Annotated in this window: 6 protein-coding genes; all 6 read left to right on the top strand. The window is 53.3% G+C overall.

Features of this window, described 5'->3' with window-relative positions; all coding sequences use genetic code 11:
* Positions 1 to 7: 7 nt before the first annotated feature.
* The 6 genes from L1285_RS17730 to L1285_RS17705 are packed head-to-tail and all read left to right on the top strand — an operon-like array spanning position 8 to position 16,526.
* A complete protein-coding gene (locus L1285_RS17730) occupies positions 8 to 1,954 on the top strand; it encodes a hypothetical protein (protein ID WP_235413510.1) in 1,947 nt (648 codons plus the stop codon).
* Positions 1,954 to 5,067, top strand: a complete 3,114-nt coding sequence (locus L1285_RS17725; RefSeq protein WP_235413508.1) for a poly-gamma-glutamate biosynthesis protein PgsC/CapC — start codon at positions 1,954 to 1,956, stop codon at positions 5,065 to 5,067. Before L1285_RS17730 ends, L1285_RS17725 begins: the two co-directional genes overlap by 1 nt.
* A complete protein-coding gene (locus tag L1285_RS17720; RefSeq protein ID WP_235413507.1) occupies positions 5,054 to 7,351 on the top strand; it encodes a hypothetical protein in 2,298 nt (765 codons plus the stop codon). Before L1285_RS17725 ends, L1285_RS17720 begins: the two co-directional genes overlap by 14 nt.
* Complete coding sequence (locus L1285_RS17715; protein ID WP_235413505.1) at positions 7,341 to 8,099, top strand: hypothetical protein; 759 nt, start codon at positions 7,341 to 7,343, stop codon at positions 8,097 to 8,099. Before L1285_RS17720 ends, L1285_RS17715 begins: the two co-directional genes overlap by 11 nt.
* Positions 8,087 to 12,427: a hypothetical protein gene (locus tag L1285_RS17710; protein ID WP_235413504.1), complete on the top strand. Its 4,341-nt coding sequence runs from the start codon at positions 8,087 to 8,089 to the stop codon at positions 12,425 to 12,427. Before L1285_RS17715 ends, L1285_RS17710 begins: the two co-directional genes overlap by 13 nt.
* Positions 12,417 to 16,526 (top strand): poly-gamma-glutamate synthase PgsB, encoded by a 4,110-nt coding sequence (locus tag L1285_RS17705; RefSeq protein ID WP_235413502.1) that lies wholly within the window; start codon positions 12,417 to 12,419, stop codon positions 16,524 to 16,526. Before L1285_RS17710 ends, L1285_RS17705 begins: the two co-directional genes overlap by 11 nt.
* The last annotated feature ends 177 nt before the right edge of the window (positions 16,527 to 16,703 follow it).

The following is a 16,703-nucleotide window of genomic DNA, read 5'->3' as shown; positions in this document are numbered from 1 at the left end:
AGTTTTTATGATTAAACGGCAAAAGCCATTCTGGTCGATTTTGCTGCTATTTATGGTGGTGCTGGTGATTGCCATACACGGCTCGTTTGCGCGCCTGAATGCCTATGTATATAGCCAGTTTAATCAGCTGTTTGAGCAGCAAAGCAGTGACATTGTGGTGATCGAGTCTGCCAATCTGCAACATCAGCAGTCAAGCCTTATCAGCCAGTTGCTCACCCAGGATGTTAAAGCCATCGTGGTGCTATCCGACGTTGCCTCCAAACAAAGCATGTCTTTTGCTAATGTGTACTTCCCCTTTGCCGATCCGCGTTATTGTCTGCCAGCCGTACAACCCTGGCTGGGGTATAATATGGTACTCGGCAAGCCGCAGTCACAATGTCAGAATGTTTGGGAGCGTATTTACGGGCCACAGCAAAACAACACAGGTAAGCTGATCAACTTCGCGCTGGCGCCCAGTGCCCTGCCCAAATTTTCGAGCACCCGGCTGCTGGAGGAAGATGTACTCATCAGCCAGCTGGCTGGCAAAGTGGTACTCATTGCCCAACAACAGTTAGGCTTTAGCGTGCCGCTGCGAGCCCCCAAGTTACAAGGTGCCAATAACCCCGTTTACCTGCACGCCTATGTTGCAGATAGCATGGCCAAATCACAATTGGTCACGCGCCTGGCACAGTGGCAATCCGTTGTGCTACAACTGAGCTTACTGGCGCTGCTGTTGATCATTTATCAAAAAAACACGTTGACCCTGAGTATTATTATTGCCGTTGGCCTGTCCGCCGTCGGCCTGCTGAGCAGTTATCTGGTATTGCTGTTTGCACATTACCTGCTGCCAATCGGCCAGCTGCTGGTGATCAATGTGATGACCATGTTGTGGGTGTTTTTCTCGCGCAAATGGCTTGAAGAAAACGAGCTACTGGAACTCATTGCCAATGTCCACCAGCGCATGATGGGTCGCTATCTGCCGCGTTCAATCAGTACCGAGAGCACCCCTTGGGATGCCATTATTACCTTAGTTAATCAGCAACTTGCCCTAAACCGCTCGATTTTTCTCGCACGCCTTGAAGGCGATCACCGGCTTGAAGAGATCCGCGCTATTAACTGCAATATCGAAGATATCTTAGAGCAGCGCCGGGATTATCAGCGCCCACCCTATTCAGATGCCATTAAAGCGTTTGGCGCAGTGCAAACCGCCCGACCCTTTTTCACTGGTCTTCAGGAGCAGGAGCGGCAATTTGTCGTGCCTTTGATGTACGCAGGCGACATTCGGGGATTCTGGGCCATGACGGTGATCCCTAACGAGCATTTCGACGAGAAGGCATTTGTCAAAAACGTCAACCGCTTTGCCAGTCAGATTGGCGAGCTGTTATTCCACTACAGAATGCTGCAAAACCAGCAACGTGCCACCTTGAGTCCCTTAACCCGGGCACTGACACTGACGCTCGAAAAACCCCTGAGCCAGAAAGTGAGAACCGCCATCGGTGAAATGGAACAAAAACTGTCTACGCTGGAGCAGGTCTTTAACCAGATCCGCACCGCTGCGGTGTTGTTTAATTTATTTGGCCAGGTGGTGCAGACCAATCAGCCGCTCGAACAACTGGCGAAAAAGCACCACCTCGCACTGTTCGAAATGACGGCGCTGGATCTGCTGGACAAAATCATTGCCATGCCAAAGGAAACGCTTAAAGGTAAGCTGCGCTATCTGACCCTGCAACAGGGTGAGCTGTTTCTGCCTGCCACGCTTGGTAAAGACACTTATATTTTGAATATTCGCTCTATCTCAGCCAGTCAGGTCAGCAGTACCATAGGCGAGCCCTTTTCGGTAGCCGGGATCTTATTTGAATTTATCGACATCACCACCTTGCTACAACAACTGGAAGACCCCCATGCGCTGCTCAGTCAGCTGGCGTCGGTCTCCCCCGATAACAATGAAGACAGCAACGAGGAGCACACGCTGTAATGGACTGGGTGTTACCACTTTTCCCGGATGGCAGCGGACTCGGCCAATCTGTTATCACCACCGTCTGGGTGGGAATTGCCGTGGTATGTATGCTGAACCTGCGGTTTGGCTTTCCGCTTACCGGTTTGGTGGTGCCCGGCTATCTGGTGCCTTTACTGATTGTCAGCCCGGTCTCCGCCGTGGTCATTGTCCTTGAAGCCATTGTGGTCTATGTACTAATGCGATGCAGCGCCAAAGTGGCGATGGAGCGGCTGGGGTATGCCGAAATGTTTGGCCGGGACAGGTTCTTTGCCATTATTTTGATCAGTATTCTGGTCAGGGTATTTATGGATACCTTGTTCTGGCCCCAGATTGGCCAGGTACTGGCGCTGTGGGACATTACCTTTGATTACGCCGGACAGCTGTATAGCCTGGGCCTGGTGATCATTGCACTGACCGCCAACGTGATGTGGAATGGGGGTTTTCGGTATGGTATGCGGGTAACGCTCATACAGCTGGCCATAACCTTTATCTTAGTGCGCTTTGTCCTGATGCCGTTTACCAATTTCAGTATTGCGAACCTGGCCATCATGTATGAAGCCGTTGCTGCCTCTATACTGGCTGCGCCCAAAGCCTACATCATTCTGGTGATCACCGCCTTTTTGGCCTCCCGGGCTAATATCCGCTACGGCTGGGAGTTTAATGGCATCATGCTGCCGGCCTTGCTGGCACTGCAACTTATGCAGCCCAGTAAACTGATCACCACCTTTATCGAAACCACAGTGATCTTATCGCTCGGTGCCATCTTGCTCAATCTGACCCGCCTCAAACATGCTAATTTCGAAGGGGCACGGCTGCTACTATTGTTTTTCAATATCGGCTTTTTCTACAAGCTCGTGCTCAATTACTTCGTGGTTGACTATTTCCCAACCCTCAAAGCCACGGATACCTTTGCCTTTGGCTATATGTTATCAACGTTACTGGCACTCAAAATTTATCAGAAAAATGCCCTGGGTCTGGTGCTGCGTGCCACTTTCCAGACCTCGATGGTCGGCGGCTTACTGGCATTTGGCATTGGCTTTGCCATCATGTTTGTGCCGTCGCTGATCCAACCCCCGGCGCAGCCCATCGAGGTAGAAAAAGTCCAAAGCGCACCGCTGAGCCATCATGTCAGCGAATACAAAAGCTATCTTTATACAGCAAGATACGATTTGCTGAACCTCAGTCACTACCAGCAAGCCCAACAGATACAACGCTTCAGGGGCGCTATCAGGTTACTGAATGAAAATCGCCAGGACCCGGATACTCAGCAGCGCGCCGCGCAGGTGCTGGCGGATCTGGGTTTTGCACTGATCGATAACCCGGCGACTTTGGTGATCAAAGACACCCAGACAACGCACCCAAGAGGCTTTTTTGCCCTTGCTAAATCTCCCGTGCGAGAGCACATAGTCACGGTGCCCTACCCGACCAGTGAACGCCTGGCAGGCGATGCGGCCGGGCAGCTTTTTGCCATTTTAGGCAGCAGAGCCCTGGCGCTCGGCACCCGGGTAACGCCCTCTGTGGCAAGCCAGCAAACACGCCCTCAAAGTGCCTATTATCAGGCCTTTATTGCCGCCCTGAACAGTAACGAAGTGCTTCAGCTGAGGGCTATTAACCAATATACCCGGCCACAGTTAAAGCTCACACGCTTTGCAGAGCAAAGCCAGTTTTGGATCTACAATCAGCTACCCGAGTCACTGTCACAGCGCCAGCTAACGCGGTTGCTGGGGTTTGAACGCAGCCAGTTTGGTCTGCTCAGCGAAAACAATCTGCCCTATCCGGGTTATCAGGGCGCCATGCTGGAAACCTTTTTTGACAACCTGAGTTACTCCACGCTGCTTTCACATACAGCAAGAAGCAACGCCAATGCGGTGCAATATCCCGTTGAGCAGCTTAGCCTGCCACTGGACGAACTGGTAACTCAGTTTTCTCAGCATATCAGCGCCAAGGGCAGTGGTCATTTTCGTATGCTCGAAGAAAATGAAGCGGCATTGTGGGAATACGAAGTACTTGACCCCCTTTTTAAGCTGTCTCATGCCTTACGCTCACGCGCTATCAATGAAGATGACCTTAATCGCCTGGAGCAACTTAACCGGCTCGCCAATATGGTGGGCTATCGACTGCAACTGATCATAAACAATGCTCATCGCCTGGTGGTCATCAGTCCTTTACCTGAAATAAACTACTATCAGCAAGGACAGGGGTTTTACGCTATCAACCTCAATACCACCCAGCCGTTGACCATTCAAGTGCCCCGGCCCCTGTTCGAAAGTAATACCTTGCAGTTTGCGACGGACTTGTTTCAGACCAGTGGTGCGCGCGCACTGCTCATTGCCGGTGCTCACCCTTATGCCAGTGAAGAGGCAAATGTGATGGCACCTACCAATACACGAACGCTGTATAATGTGGTGCACCAAAGTGCGGTGCGTCATAACCCGGGTATGCCGGTATTGAGCTTGCAGGTACGCAGCCACAGTGCACCGTCACAGATCCGTCCGAGCGCCCTTGCCTATCAATTTACCCAGCCTGATTTTCGTCATACCTCCACCATAAATGCTCTGCGTAAGGCCATGGCGCGATTGGGTATTAGTGTCGAAAAAGTATCGGGTCAGATTGCCACCCGGGGACTGGAGATTGGCTCGTCCCCGCAGTCGGGCTATCGCCTGTTCAGTCCCGACAGTGAACTGGCCACCCTGTGGCTGGCCTCAGACTTTAAGCAACACTATGCCGTTTCTGAACAAGCGCTGCAGGAAAGGTTACTCGCCGTATCCGCCATGCCCCGGTTTATACCACTGCGCCTTGCGGCCACCGGACCAGATGACTGGATTAAGCTATCAGACGAGCAAATGCAAAAGCTCAACAGGAACATAGGACGCTACGCACAAACCCAGCATCTGCCCTGGCTAAGCGCACTCTGTGATGAGCTGCCGCGCTGTCAGTTGCAGGCTATCCGCCTGTCTGACAACCAATTACTTGGCTTGCACGTGCAACTGGCCGGCAAAACCGCGGCTGTGTACCTTGCTCAGCGTAACCGATTGATCACCCTCGAGGCGCTTGAAAACATGATGCAGGGAGGGCCAAATGTACTGGATTAAACGTCTGTTGCAAGCCCTGCTGTTAATCATGTTATTGCTAGCAGGATACCGTATGGCACTGCATGTATACGTCTGGCTGAATTCAGCTGAGCGCATTGCGGCGCGCAGTGAAGAGGAAACTCGTTCGGTGGTGCACTGGCTCAGCCCGGACCGCCCGCTCATTTATACGTTCCCCACTTCCAGGACCGTTGCAATCCGGGTGTTGTCGAATGCCATTTTTGCCAGCCAAACTGTGTTTGACCGACCCATCAATTATGCCATTGAATATCGCTTGCTGGACAGTCAGGACAACGAACTGGAAAAGCATGTCTATCATCACGCCTCTAAACTTGCACTGGAAGAAGGTCAGCAGCAGGTTAAACAACTGATTGAAGACAGGCAGGCACTGGCCGTAACATCTGGCCAGTCATTTTACGTCGACTGGCAACAACTGACCCGGGCCAGTAAAATTTCCCTGCGATTAATTCCCGAAGAACCCAGCCTGCGCGGTGTGGTGGTGCGTATTCATGGTAAAACCCCTACCAATGCGGACGATGTTACCCGCACCTGGCTTAAGTTGCCCGAGCAGTGGCGGGAGCGGATGACCAGCTACCACACACTTGGCAGCAGCGGTTTGCAGCCTCAGCAAGTTGCCAACGCCGTCTCTTACGACTGGCGAAAGCTCGCCCCGCAAGGGATCCCGGGGATCGATTTTGACGCCGATATTCTGTATGAATCTCTGCCTTACAACGTGATCACTTACGATTTTTCTGCCGAGCAATTTGATTTGGATGGATACTATACCCGAGCAGGTCTGTCCGCCTCAATTCGCCTGACCAACACAGGTAGTTTAAGCGTACAAACACAGGGCGATGTTAGCGATTTACAGCTGATATGGCACGATCTCACACAGCGCCAGGCACCGCAAACTCTTAACCTGACGAGCACTGACGACCCGACACGCTTTTTGCTCCCAGAGTTACAACCCGGACTGTTAGTGATCCACTCCCAAACGGAGATGATCACCACCTGGCGTGACCAACAGGGTCAGATCATTGCGCCCTTACACAGCTACTATTATCAGCTCGATGAAGCCAGTCAGGTTGCCTACACAGTGCAAGGTGGCAGTGATATCCAGCTGGATATGCGAGGCCCGGCCGGCAGTACCATGCAACTCAACATTTATGATAGCCAGCTGCAACGCTTGCGCACAGAGACCCTGGTCCTGTCGGGCCAAAGTGGTGGGTTCGATCGTTTAATTACCCCGGAAACCCGCCGGGAAGCCATTACCGACAGCGAAAAGCGCTTTTTGCGCCTTAGCCCGCAGGCACACAGAATCACGCTCAGCAGCACCAATGCGGTCGCCGTAAAACTGCAAAGCCGGCACAGCGCCATGCATCATCAGAATTATGTGTGTGCCACTTTGTGCGATGCACCACAAACCGGATTTACTGAGGTCGGGGCCTGGTTTAGCCAAAGCGCCGACAATGAATTTGATTTTATTGAACAGCAAAAGATCCTCAAAGTACGCTTGTTCAGTGCGCCACCACCGCTTGAGGAAAAGCAAACGGGCTACTTGTCTCAGGCGCTGTTTGTACGCCTGCCAGTATCCAATACCGCGCTGGTTTACAGTCCACCCAAGTACTTTGCCCCACCAGAGCCCCCAGCGCCGTTTCAGTATGCGCCGCTGACTAGTCTGGCGACATTGCACAGTGCTCAACGTAGCATTCAGGGGTTGGGAAGTTTGACAGCCCCCATTCCCAGAGTCATAACCCTCAGTGATAACGGGATCCGCTACACTGAGCAGGACATCACCCTGCTTGATCCTCTGCCCGATTTATCGGACCCGTCTGCGCGGTATTTTATCAATCTGGGCAAGCCACGTGACTACTGGAAAGTGCGTTTGTTTCAGCTTCAACCGGGCCAGACCCTGAAGCAGGACTATCGGGGCAAGGACAAACCAATGGCGATTGTGATAAAACCCTTTACCCGAGGCACACACGCGGCAGATCCGCTGCTCATCCAGACTCAGCTGGACGGCCGTTTCAGCCAAAGTGTCACCGATGAGTACAGCATTGCCCGTAAGCGTTATGCACTGGCCCCCGAGTACGGATTGCCCGCCTTTTTACTGCATCCGAAAAACCCGGCACTGACGGCTTATCCCTCTGTTACGCTGACAATCGGCTCGGATATAGAAGCGCTCAATGAGCTGAGCGTGTCCGCAGAGCAGACCCTGTGGTTTGCCCTGCTCGAAGAATATGCAACACCGCCTCCCCAACCTCAATGGTGGCAACATGAATATTAAAAAACTGCTGTTTTTATCACTATTACTGCTGACAGGTAAGGGACTGACCAGCGATACGGCTGAGCTGCAAAGCCCCAGCTGGCAAATGCTGTACAACTGGTTTGCAAAGCCTGCAGCCCTGCCGCCCTGGCAATTGCGCAGCCAGTCGGGCCTGGTCAAACTACAGGCCAGTTCAGCGCACTTTGGCGGCGGCGATTTGTATTATCGCCCACAAGGCTCGGCTTGCATGTTGTCCATACCGCACCAGTTTCACGATATGCTGACCGGAGAAATAGGTAAGGCGGTCTTTGCGACCCAATGTCAGGTGATGGTGATCAATACCGAACATCGCAACGCGCCCAGCCCCGACTTGTATAGTATGGACTACTCACACCGCCCAAGCGGGCTGCATGTGGCGGCCGCGCAGGCGTTTGCCAGGCGTTACCCAACCCGTCATCTGTACCAGTTGCATGGCTTTGCTCAGGATAAACGCCGCACACCGCAAGCCCGTCAGGCCGATTTCATTATCAGTCAGGGCAGACAAAGCACTGCTGCTTTGTCACAATTGCGCCTGTGCCTGTCAAAGTTGAGCGTACACACCTATCAGTACCCGCAGCAGGTGTCTGAACTGGGTGGTACACGCAATGTTATGCATCGCCTGGGATTACCGGCAGGCTATTTTATTCATATTGAGATCAGTCGCCCGATGCGCGAGCGGCTGGTCGCGCAGCCCGATACTCTGGAACAGTTTGCTCTATGCCTTATTTGATTGTGTTGTTTCTGATAAGCCTTCTGTTGCCTGTGCAGGCAAAACCTGCCGCACTACACAGCGCCCCTGACTGGTATGCACCTGACACACTGCAGTTGCGCCACAGTGCCGCGGATATCAATCTGGAGCCCAGACGGTCGCGCTTTATTTTGCTGCCAGCCGGAAATTGGTTGAGCCTGGAAAATTCACCGAACACCGTGCAAGTGTTTCAGGGGCAGTCTCCTTCTGCCATGCAGCGCGTTACCCGCGCAGAGTTACACTGTGAACAACATCAGTGCCAGCTGCCTGCAACCGCGACAACCCGGCTGCTGCGCTTTTATAATCCCACTGATGAGATCCAGCCGGTGTCGGCCTGGCAGGGTCAGTTTCACAGTCACAGAGATCCCTTTCGTATTCCGGTCAAGCTGGCCCTGCCAGCCATGCAAGTCTATGAAGCACAAACGCATACCACCTTGTATCGCCTGAACGACGGCCAGAGTGTGCAACTGTTTTTTGATAAGGCCATCAAGCTCAGGTTAAATGCCCGACGTATTCTGCAGAGCCAGGCTCAGCCGCAAGCTCAGCGTGGCATAGTGACAGCCAGGCTGGATGATACGCTGATCAGTCAGCTCTCACTGAGCGACACGCCTGCCGATGAGTTTACCCCTCAACTGCGCAAACACCGGCTTGGTCATGATATTACTTTCAATGATGATCAGGTCATTGGTCTGAGTAGCAGCGACTATATCGCGGTGCCTGCCGGGGGCTACCTGCGCATTACGGCGCAGGGCGATACGCTGCTTAATCTGATCCAAATGGAGCGGGGCTTATACGATACCGATGCCGCACAAACCTGGCCGGAGTCGCTGTTTAACCCCTACTGGACCGATAACTTACAGTGGCAACTGGAGCAGGTCTATCAGCATCATGATATTTCATCGCTGCTGTCGGCGGAGATTGCGAGGGCCAGCGCGCTGGGACGACAACGCCTGTCAGAACTGCAAGACACGTTAGCGACAGTGCGCTTCTTGCTGCCCAAAAAGTCCGAGCAATCATACACCAGCCATGTCAGCGAGCAGCCGGTTATTCATGCCTACCGCCAAGCCATAGACCGCCTGTATGCCACTGTGCAAGACCAGACTTTGCATTATCATAGTGTATCCGGCGCGGTGCAGTTTGAGTTACCCGCTCAACAGCGCCTGTCTCCAAAGCTGCGGCTGTATGTACGCACAGTTTCAGCCACGGAGCTGACGCTGGTCATTGACAGTTACCGCCATACCATCAACCTGTTGCCTTCAGAGCACTTTGCCATGCTGTCACTGCCGCTGCCTCTGGATGCCAAGCAGCTCAGTGTAGCTGTCAGTGATGATGGACAGGTTGACCTGGCCCTGCGTGTCAGGGAGTTGCAATCTTTACCAAATAATGCGCTGCTATATCAGCGCCCGGGACTGCTTCGGGATAAAAGCCCGGCCATAGCCTATCGCCTGGAGCAACAACTGCAACGCCTTGCTCACAGCTATCAGCAGGGTCTGTCTCGTTTTTCTCTGACCCACACAGACCATATGCACAGCCCGGATAGCCTCAGCGCCAGCCATTGGCACTACCGCCTTGGCGAAGCCGAAATGCAGGTTCAGCAAGATCCACAGCAAGCTCTGCCGATGCTCAAAGCCCTGATTGACAGCCCGAATAAGGAAGTGGTGATCCGAGCCTGGCAGCTGCGCATTGCAGCCTTTCGGGCGCTGGGCGAGCACAACACTGCAGAGCGTTATCTGGGGGCATTGCTGAGCCATCCGTATCAGGCGCTACAACGTTATGCAGCGCAGCAACTGTTGCAACACTATCAAAACACCCAGGCCATCCACAGTATTCAGGGATTATGCAGTCTGTGGTACACCGCCTTACCTGACTGTCGAGACGCTCTGATCGAAAGCTTTGCAGAGCTTCAGCAAAACCTCTTTGCATTGTGGCTGGGCCATGACTTGCGCACTGAGGATGACACCCTACAAGTGCTCAAAGAGCAACTCGGTTATACGCAGCCGGTAAGCGAGCCGCCCGTACTTGATTATTCAGTGCGCCACTTTGGCGTTAGCACCGTGCTCAGTGAGACCAGCAACACAAGCGCCTACCCGCTTGCTGAGCAGCCACTTACCATCACCGCGCATCAGCCTATGATACTCAAGGTCAGCGCTCGGGCAAAGGCGGCCGACACCGAGCAGGGTCAGATCTCCTGGTTACATGCACATCAGGGTGAGCTGCGTAAAATCATGCCTGTTTTTGACGATGTGCCGGCGTCCAGCGTGCTGCATATCGATGACGACAACCAACCACGCCTGTCTATTGCCAGTAGCGGCTATTTTAAGTTGCGTGGCGGAGAGCAATTAACCCTCAGCAGCACTCAGTTGCTACTTTTGCAATTTGATGCCCTCCCCCCAACTCACAGCCTCACTCACAGCCAGAACCTGGCAGGTGTACTTTGGCAGCAAGACTTTATGTCCCTGCTCTATCAAACACCGGTCAGTGGTGAGCAATCAGTCGCCGCACAGCGCACTTTACTGCTCAATGCCCTTCTAAGGCTTGAATCTCAGTCGCTCAGTGAGCATGAATTCACCGCCCTGTCAGCCAAGTTGATGCAGCGCAGTGAGGTGGCGCCACTGGATATTCTGTATAGTCGCATTCAGAGCTTTGGGCACTGGCAAGCGTTTGACATGTATCAGAATTATGCTGGCACTCAGCTGGTCGATTTATCTGCGCTGTTAAAGCGCAGCAGCGCTGAACAATTTAGCCGTCATACCAGTCGTAATGATGCGCTGCCCGGACTTACCTTGCGCCCCAATCATAGCCTGGCGCTGGACTTGCGCGAGCTTGCCGCTTTGCAGGTCAGGCTGGTGTTTTATTTCTCGAACGCCGAGTTACTGCAACTACAGGAGCGTCCGCAGGTTAGTATTGAGCGCGCAGAAGGCACGATTAACTGGCCGCTTGATGACACCCGCAGTGAGCTGGGCCTGACTCGCGCAGATCTCGATGCTGGCAGCCTGATAGTGCGCTGGCTTAACCCATTTGCCGCGCAATTGCTGAGTGTAGAAGTCGAGGCCTATCAGCAGGGTCGCTGGCAGGCCATCGAGTTAGCGGCTGAGCAGCTGTTCTATTATGGCGATGAAGCAAACCCTATTACCGCAAAGCTCAGTAAAGACGCGGTGCTCAAGCTGGAATATGTCGAGCACAATGCGCGACGCGAGCAGTCGGGATTCTACCCCGCCGGCCTGATCACTCTGGCACCACAAACGGCAAGCCTGGCCAGGCTCTATCGCTGGCAGCTGGACCCCAATCGTCATAAACTGGCTGTGGCACCACCCGTCGTGCCTTACCGAGTGGCAGATCCTGAGCTGCTATATACCCAGACCGAGCACACCTATCATGAGCCCGTTATGCAGGCCAATGGCAACCTGACCCACGTGGAAGGCGTGATGCAATATAACCGTGATGGGATCTATCAAAGCAGTGAACCGCTGGGCTCAGAGCATACGCTGGACCTTGGCATTCGACTGCGTAACCGCTATAAACAGCATTGGTATCGGCTGGAGAGTTTTTTCCGTCTGAACAACACCAGCGAACCCTCGTTCAGCATTAACGGCTTGTACGACTGGCTCGATGATGAGGACGACTGGTTTGCCAAAGCGCAGTGGTATAACCGCTGGCAGGAGTCACCTTTGAGCCGGGAAACCCACCTGACCAGTCAGTGGACGGTGGCAATAGGCGAGATCTGGCGAGAAGATCAGCACTGGCGTCATCAGTGGTGGTGGCAGCCTTTTTATTACTACACCAGCATAGACAAAGCCGAATACCTGGCGGATGAAACCATCAGCAATGCCATGTTTAACTTTTATCGTCACAATCACAGTGACGGCTGGCGCGGCGGCTATCGTATTCGTCATCAGAGTCGGGTGGACAGCCAGCTCAGTGCTCAGCTCACAACGACGTCGAATTCAGACTGGACCTCACTGGACGTGGCGTCACTCAGTGGCGTCTGGCAGCAATATTATCAGGGCCATATTTTCTCGGCTGGCCTGAGCAGTAGCTACGTGTTTGCCGATGACCACAGACCTAACGCAACCTGGCAATACCTGAGCACAGTAAGCTGGCAAACGCTGTTTGACTTCACTGAGCACACCGGTGGCTGGGTAAGCCTGAGCTGGACACAAGACTGGTTCAGAAATAATCACAGCGTTCGCTTAGAAGTCACCCTGGGCAACTTGCAACGCAGTGGCTTTGGACCATTTGCCCACGACGAGATCATTTTTGAATCACTGCAACTGACGCATTTTTTAGAGCAGGACCTGTATGGCAGATAATCAATTAAAATCCCAGCTTCAGGCCATTTTATTCGCCGATACGGAAAAGTTCTGGCTAAACCTGCACCGTCACAAATACCATCAGCTGCTCGAAGAGCTGGCCAGCTGGGAGCTATTACAAAACCAGCCGAAAGACGAGCAGCTGGACTACTGGCAGTTGCTGCAGACCATTGCGTTTTTGCGCCATAAAATTGAGCGATTGCATGAGCAGCTCGAGGGCCACGATGCCGATTACCAGTCGTTTGTTGAAAGGCTCGGTAAAGCAGAGCTAGCCACCGAGAAACAACTGCATATCCTCAAGTATGCAGAAACACTGGGCGCCTCGGGTACCCAGCTGCAGCAAGATAAACAGGCCTTCTCCCGGTGGTTTGATGAAGGGGCCGTGATAGGGCGCTATCAAACCCTGGTTGCTGACTTAGAGCAGGAGCTGCGTTTTTTTATTGCCAAACTGGGCGCACTGACCAACCGCTATCTCAGGCTGTCGGAAGACAACCTGGACCAAGCCTGGAAGAAACTGGATCTGCAACCGTTTTTCCTGCGCCTGATGGCCACCAGTAACAATGCCCATGTGCGCCATGGTATGATCCGCGCCTTGGTCAACCAGGTGTCTGTGATCAACGAATTCAAAGCCGATCCGGAACTGGACAGTGAGCTGGTTGCTGAGTTGATTGAGCTGCTGGATGCCGAAAACACCCCCTATCAGGCCGTGGTGGATATCCTGGAGATTTTGATCCACCAGCGTCCGACCTTTGTGCGCAGCTACATGTGGGCCTATGTGGAAACCAGCGAGCGCGACAACACACCTGCGCACAAGCACAATGACCAGCTGTTTATCATTGCCGCGATGCCGCGTATTCTGGCCAACAAATACCCATTGGCGGAGCGAGACATCCCTTTACTGCATGAGTTAGCCCAGCACCCGTTTGCCCGGGTGAGGCAAGTGTGCATAGAGCAACTCCCCAATCTGCCGGATAAACTCGCTAAAACATTGCTTGAACAACGCTTTGCCGATGAAACGGTTGATGCCGTGCGCTTCACCTTGGTCAAACAGCTGACCGCCGCGCGCTTTGCCACCTATGGTTACGCATTTAACTTATGGCGCTCACTTTTGCTTGGCAAAGAATGCCTTGAAGTTAAACGCATGTTGTTAGAGCAAAGCCCCAGACTGATGCTCAACCAAGCGGTTGAGATGCCACTCGACGATGATGCTGTCAGTCAGGATGCCGCGCTGGTAAAAAACTATATCGAGGTGCTAAATCAGGCATTGAGCTGTGAACCCAGCCTGGCCGTCAGGCGCTATATTACCCGCACCCGGGAGCAGCTGATAAGCTTCACTCAACAAAGTTTACATGCCCAGCTTGCCCAGCAATTAGCAGAGCAGGAGACCGTTTACCTGCCGGGGGATATCGACCAGGACACATTGGGCCGGGCGCTCAGCATGTTGGCTCAGCATGAACAAAGCTTCAATGCGTATCGTGACAAACAAGGCTGGCGGGTCATCGTTGGCTATAAACGCCGGCGCAGATTCTGGCGGGTATGGCATGAGTTTTTCAGCCCAAGTACCGACAAACGCCAAAGCTTTAGCCACACCAGTGCTAAAATCCCCTCGGCGCAGTTACATGTGCCCAGCTGCACAACCGCCGAGATCAGCGCCACCAACGTCCCCGGCGAAGCGCTCTATCATCTGAAAGAAGCAAGCGCTCGTCCTCATTTGCCGCTGCCCGACTATCTGCTGTCCGTACTTAGCCAGGATCACCTTAAAACCAGCTGCAAAAACTATACGCCCGATGGCATTTTAGTGGTCACCCCGCCAAAGCATGTCTGGCAACGTGTGCGAGCTTACTGGCAACTGTCAGTAAACTATGCCGAAATTGATGGCCTGCGCAAAGGTAATGAACTGGAGCAGCAAAACTACCTGGCACGCATACGTAAACTCGGGTTTGCTCTGGAGTTTAAACCGTATGGCAGTGAGCTGGACTGTGAATTTCCCCTTGAGGCGGGCATTAGCAAATTGTTTGCCCGCGCCGGTGTACCGGGTGTGCTGGTCAATCTGGCTTACAGTTTTAAAGAGTATCTATACTCCATTTATCAAAACAGCATCGGCCAGCTGGTGTTTTTTGTCTCGACCTTTATCGCCTACTTCTGGCTGAGGCACATTCGTCTCAACCGCAAAATCCGCACCAACCGCGCTCAAATCCCCGTCACCATAGGCGGCTGGGGCACGCGTGGCAAGTCGGGCACCGAGCGACTCAAAGCCGCCTTATTCAGTAGCCTGGCACTGCGCGTGGTCACTAAAACGACGGGCTGTGAAGCCATGATGATTTTCGCCCGCAGCTCGGGAGAACAATATGAGCTGCCCCTGTTCCGGCCTTTTGACAAAGCGAGTATCTGGGAGCAAAGCGATGTGCTGGATTTTGCCCGCTCGGTGCGTGCAGATGTCTTTTTGTGGGAGTGTATGGGTTTAACGCCCAGATATGTACGCATACTACGCCGCTGGATGCGCGATAATTTTACCACCATTACCAACACGTACCCGGATCATGAGGATATTCTCGGCCCGACCGGCGTCGACGTCGCGCAGGAAATGGCCGCATTTATTGGCAGCCGTACCCAGATATTTACCGCCGAACAAACCATGGCCCCGCTCCTTAACCGCGCGGCAGATCACAAACAGTCTACCCTGATCCAGTTGCACTGGGGAGACGGGTTTCAGATCACCCCGGATATCCGCGCCTTATATCCCTATGAGGAGCACCCGGACAACATCGCGCTGGTATGCAAAATGGCGCAGTACATAGGTATCGACAAAGACTATGTGTACAAAGAAACCGCTGAGCGCATTGTGCCGGATGTGGGCGTGTTACAGCACTTTACGCCGGCCCCGGTGGATCATGTGACTCAGTCTTTCGTCAACAGTATGTCGGCCAATGAACGCCTTGCCACGCTGGAAAACTGGCGACGCCTCGGACTCTTTGAGCTTAACGACAAACCTGAGACACAAACCATTGCCCTGCTCAATAACCGCAACGACCGGGTCGCGCGCTCTAAAGTATTTGCTCAGGTACTGATTGAAGATCTCTGCTTCGATCATATCGTTGTGGTTGGGAGCAATGTCGATGGCTTTGAAGCGTATCTGGATCAGGCGCTGGATACCCGGATCAACCGTTTGATTGACAATAACGACAAGCAAGATTTGCAGCGCCTGCTGGCGCAGTGGAAATGTGGCAGTAACCCTGCGCAGTTTGTCGAGCAGCTCAATGCCCTGTTTGACAGCCACTGGCTCGAAACCGCTCACCTTGATGATGAAAGCCTGCTGGGGATTGCACTGACTGAACATATTGACGATAAAACACAGCAGCGCCTGGTCCGGCTGCGCATTCAAAACTGGCAACTGGCACAATCGCTGCTGAGCCTTGAAAACCTGACAGATCACCAGAAACAGCTGGAACGTGTCCTGAGCAGTATCCTGCACAGTAAAGTACTGCTGCTGGATAACCCGCATATCACCGCAGACGAGCTTACCAATCGCATTGCCAGTGTGGGCCTTGCCGGGCAACATCAGTTGATTGTGGGCATGCAGAATATCAAAGGCCCGGGGCTTAATTATGTTTATGCCTGGCAGCACTGGCATACTTTGCACGCCAGCTGCGAGCGCCTGCTTGAACCTCAGATAAGCCACGCTCAATTCCGTCGCGACCTGAACAAACTCACGCAACTTGATAAGGTCAATCGCATTGAGCGTGATTATTTCACTAAGATGCTGCACACCCTGGGCAAACTGCCGCAGGCGCAAAGTGAGTTTGCTCAGGCCGAACTCAGTCATCTGGCCGAGCGGCTCACTCAGCAAAACGCCAAAGATGAGCAGGAAACTGACCGGGAAAATCTCTCGGGCTTCACCCGCTTTGTGTTGCAAGTGGTCGAGTCGTTTCTGGATGCAGGTGCGGCCGTGAAACGGAAAAAAACGGCGCAACAGGTTTATCTGGATATTGCTACCCAGCGGATCACCCCAGAGCGCGCCATTTCGGTTCTGGGTGCACTGAACCGGGGACAAAAGCCCGGCTGGCTGACCGAGCGCTGGCTGAACCGCAACCAGAATTAGGACGAGCAGACTCTCAGGCCCACTGTCACTTAATGTGGGCACACTCCTTGCTTTGATACCCCTGAAATGCCCCAGATGCAGTGTCGTTTTGCATTTTGCCATTTTGCTCAGCCAGATGACCGTTTCCGGCCTCGCAAAAAGCAAAATTGTACAAATTGCGAAACCACACAGCTCCGA

Origin of the sequence: Pseudoalteromonas sp. DL2-H2.2, assembly GCF_021532535.1 — a bacterium.
Taxonomy (GTDB): domain Bacteria; phylum Pseudomonadota; class Gammaproteobacteria; order Enterobacterales; family Alteromonadaceae; genus Pseudoalteromonas; species Pseudoalteromonas rubra_A.
Note: the sequence above shows the minus strand (reverse complement) of the source record. Positions and strands in the feature narration are given on the sequence as shown.

Bases quoted from the DNA above. Each gene is read 5' to 3' on its own strand.
- L1285_RS17705 (WP_235413502.1), top strand. From the start codon at position 12,417: ATGGCAGATAATCAATTAAAATCCCAGCTTCAGGCCATTTTATTCGCC.
- L1285_RS17710 (WP_235413504.1), top strand. From the start codon at position 8,087: ATGCCTTATTTGATTGTGTTGTTTCTGATAAGCCTTCTGTTGCCTGTG.
- L1285_RS17715 (WP_235413505.1), top strand. From the start codon at position 7,341: ATGAATATTAAAAAACTGCTGTTTTTATCACTATTACTGCTGACAGGT.
- L1285_RS17730 (WP_235413510.1), top strand. From the start codon at position 8: ATGATTAAACGGCAAAAGCCATTCTGGTCGATTTTGCTGCTATTTATG.
- L1285_RS17725 (WP_235413508.1), top strand. From the start codon at position 1,954: ATGGACTGGGTGTTACCACTTTTCCCGGATGGCAGCGGACTCGGCCAA.
- L1285_RS17720 (WP_235413507.1), top strand. From the start codon at position 5,054: ATGTACTGGATTAAACGTCTGTTGCAAGCCCTGCTGTTAATCATGTTA.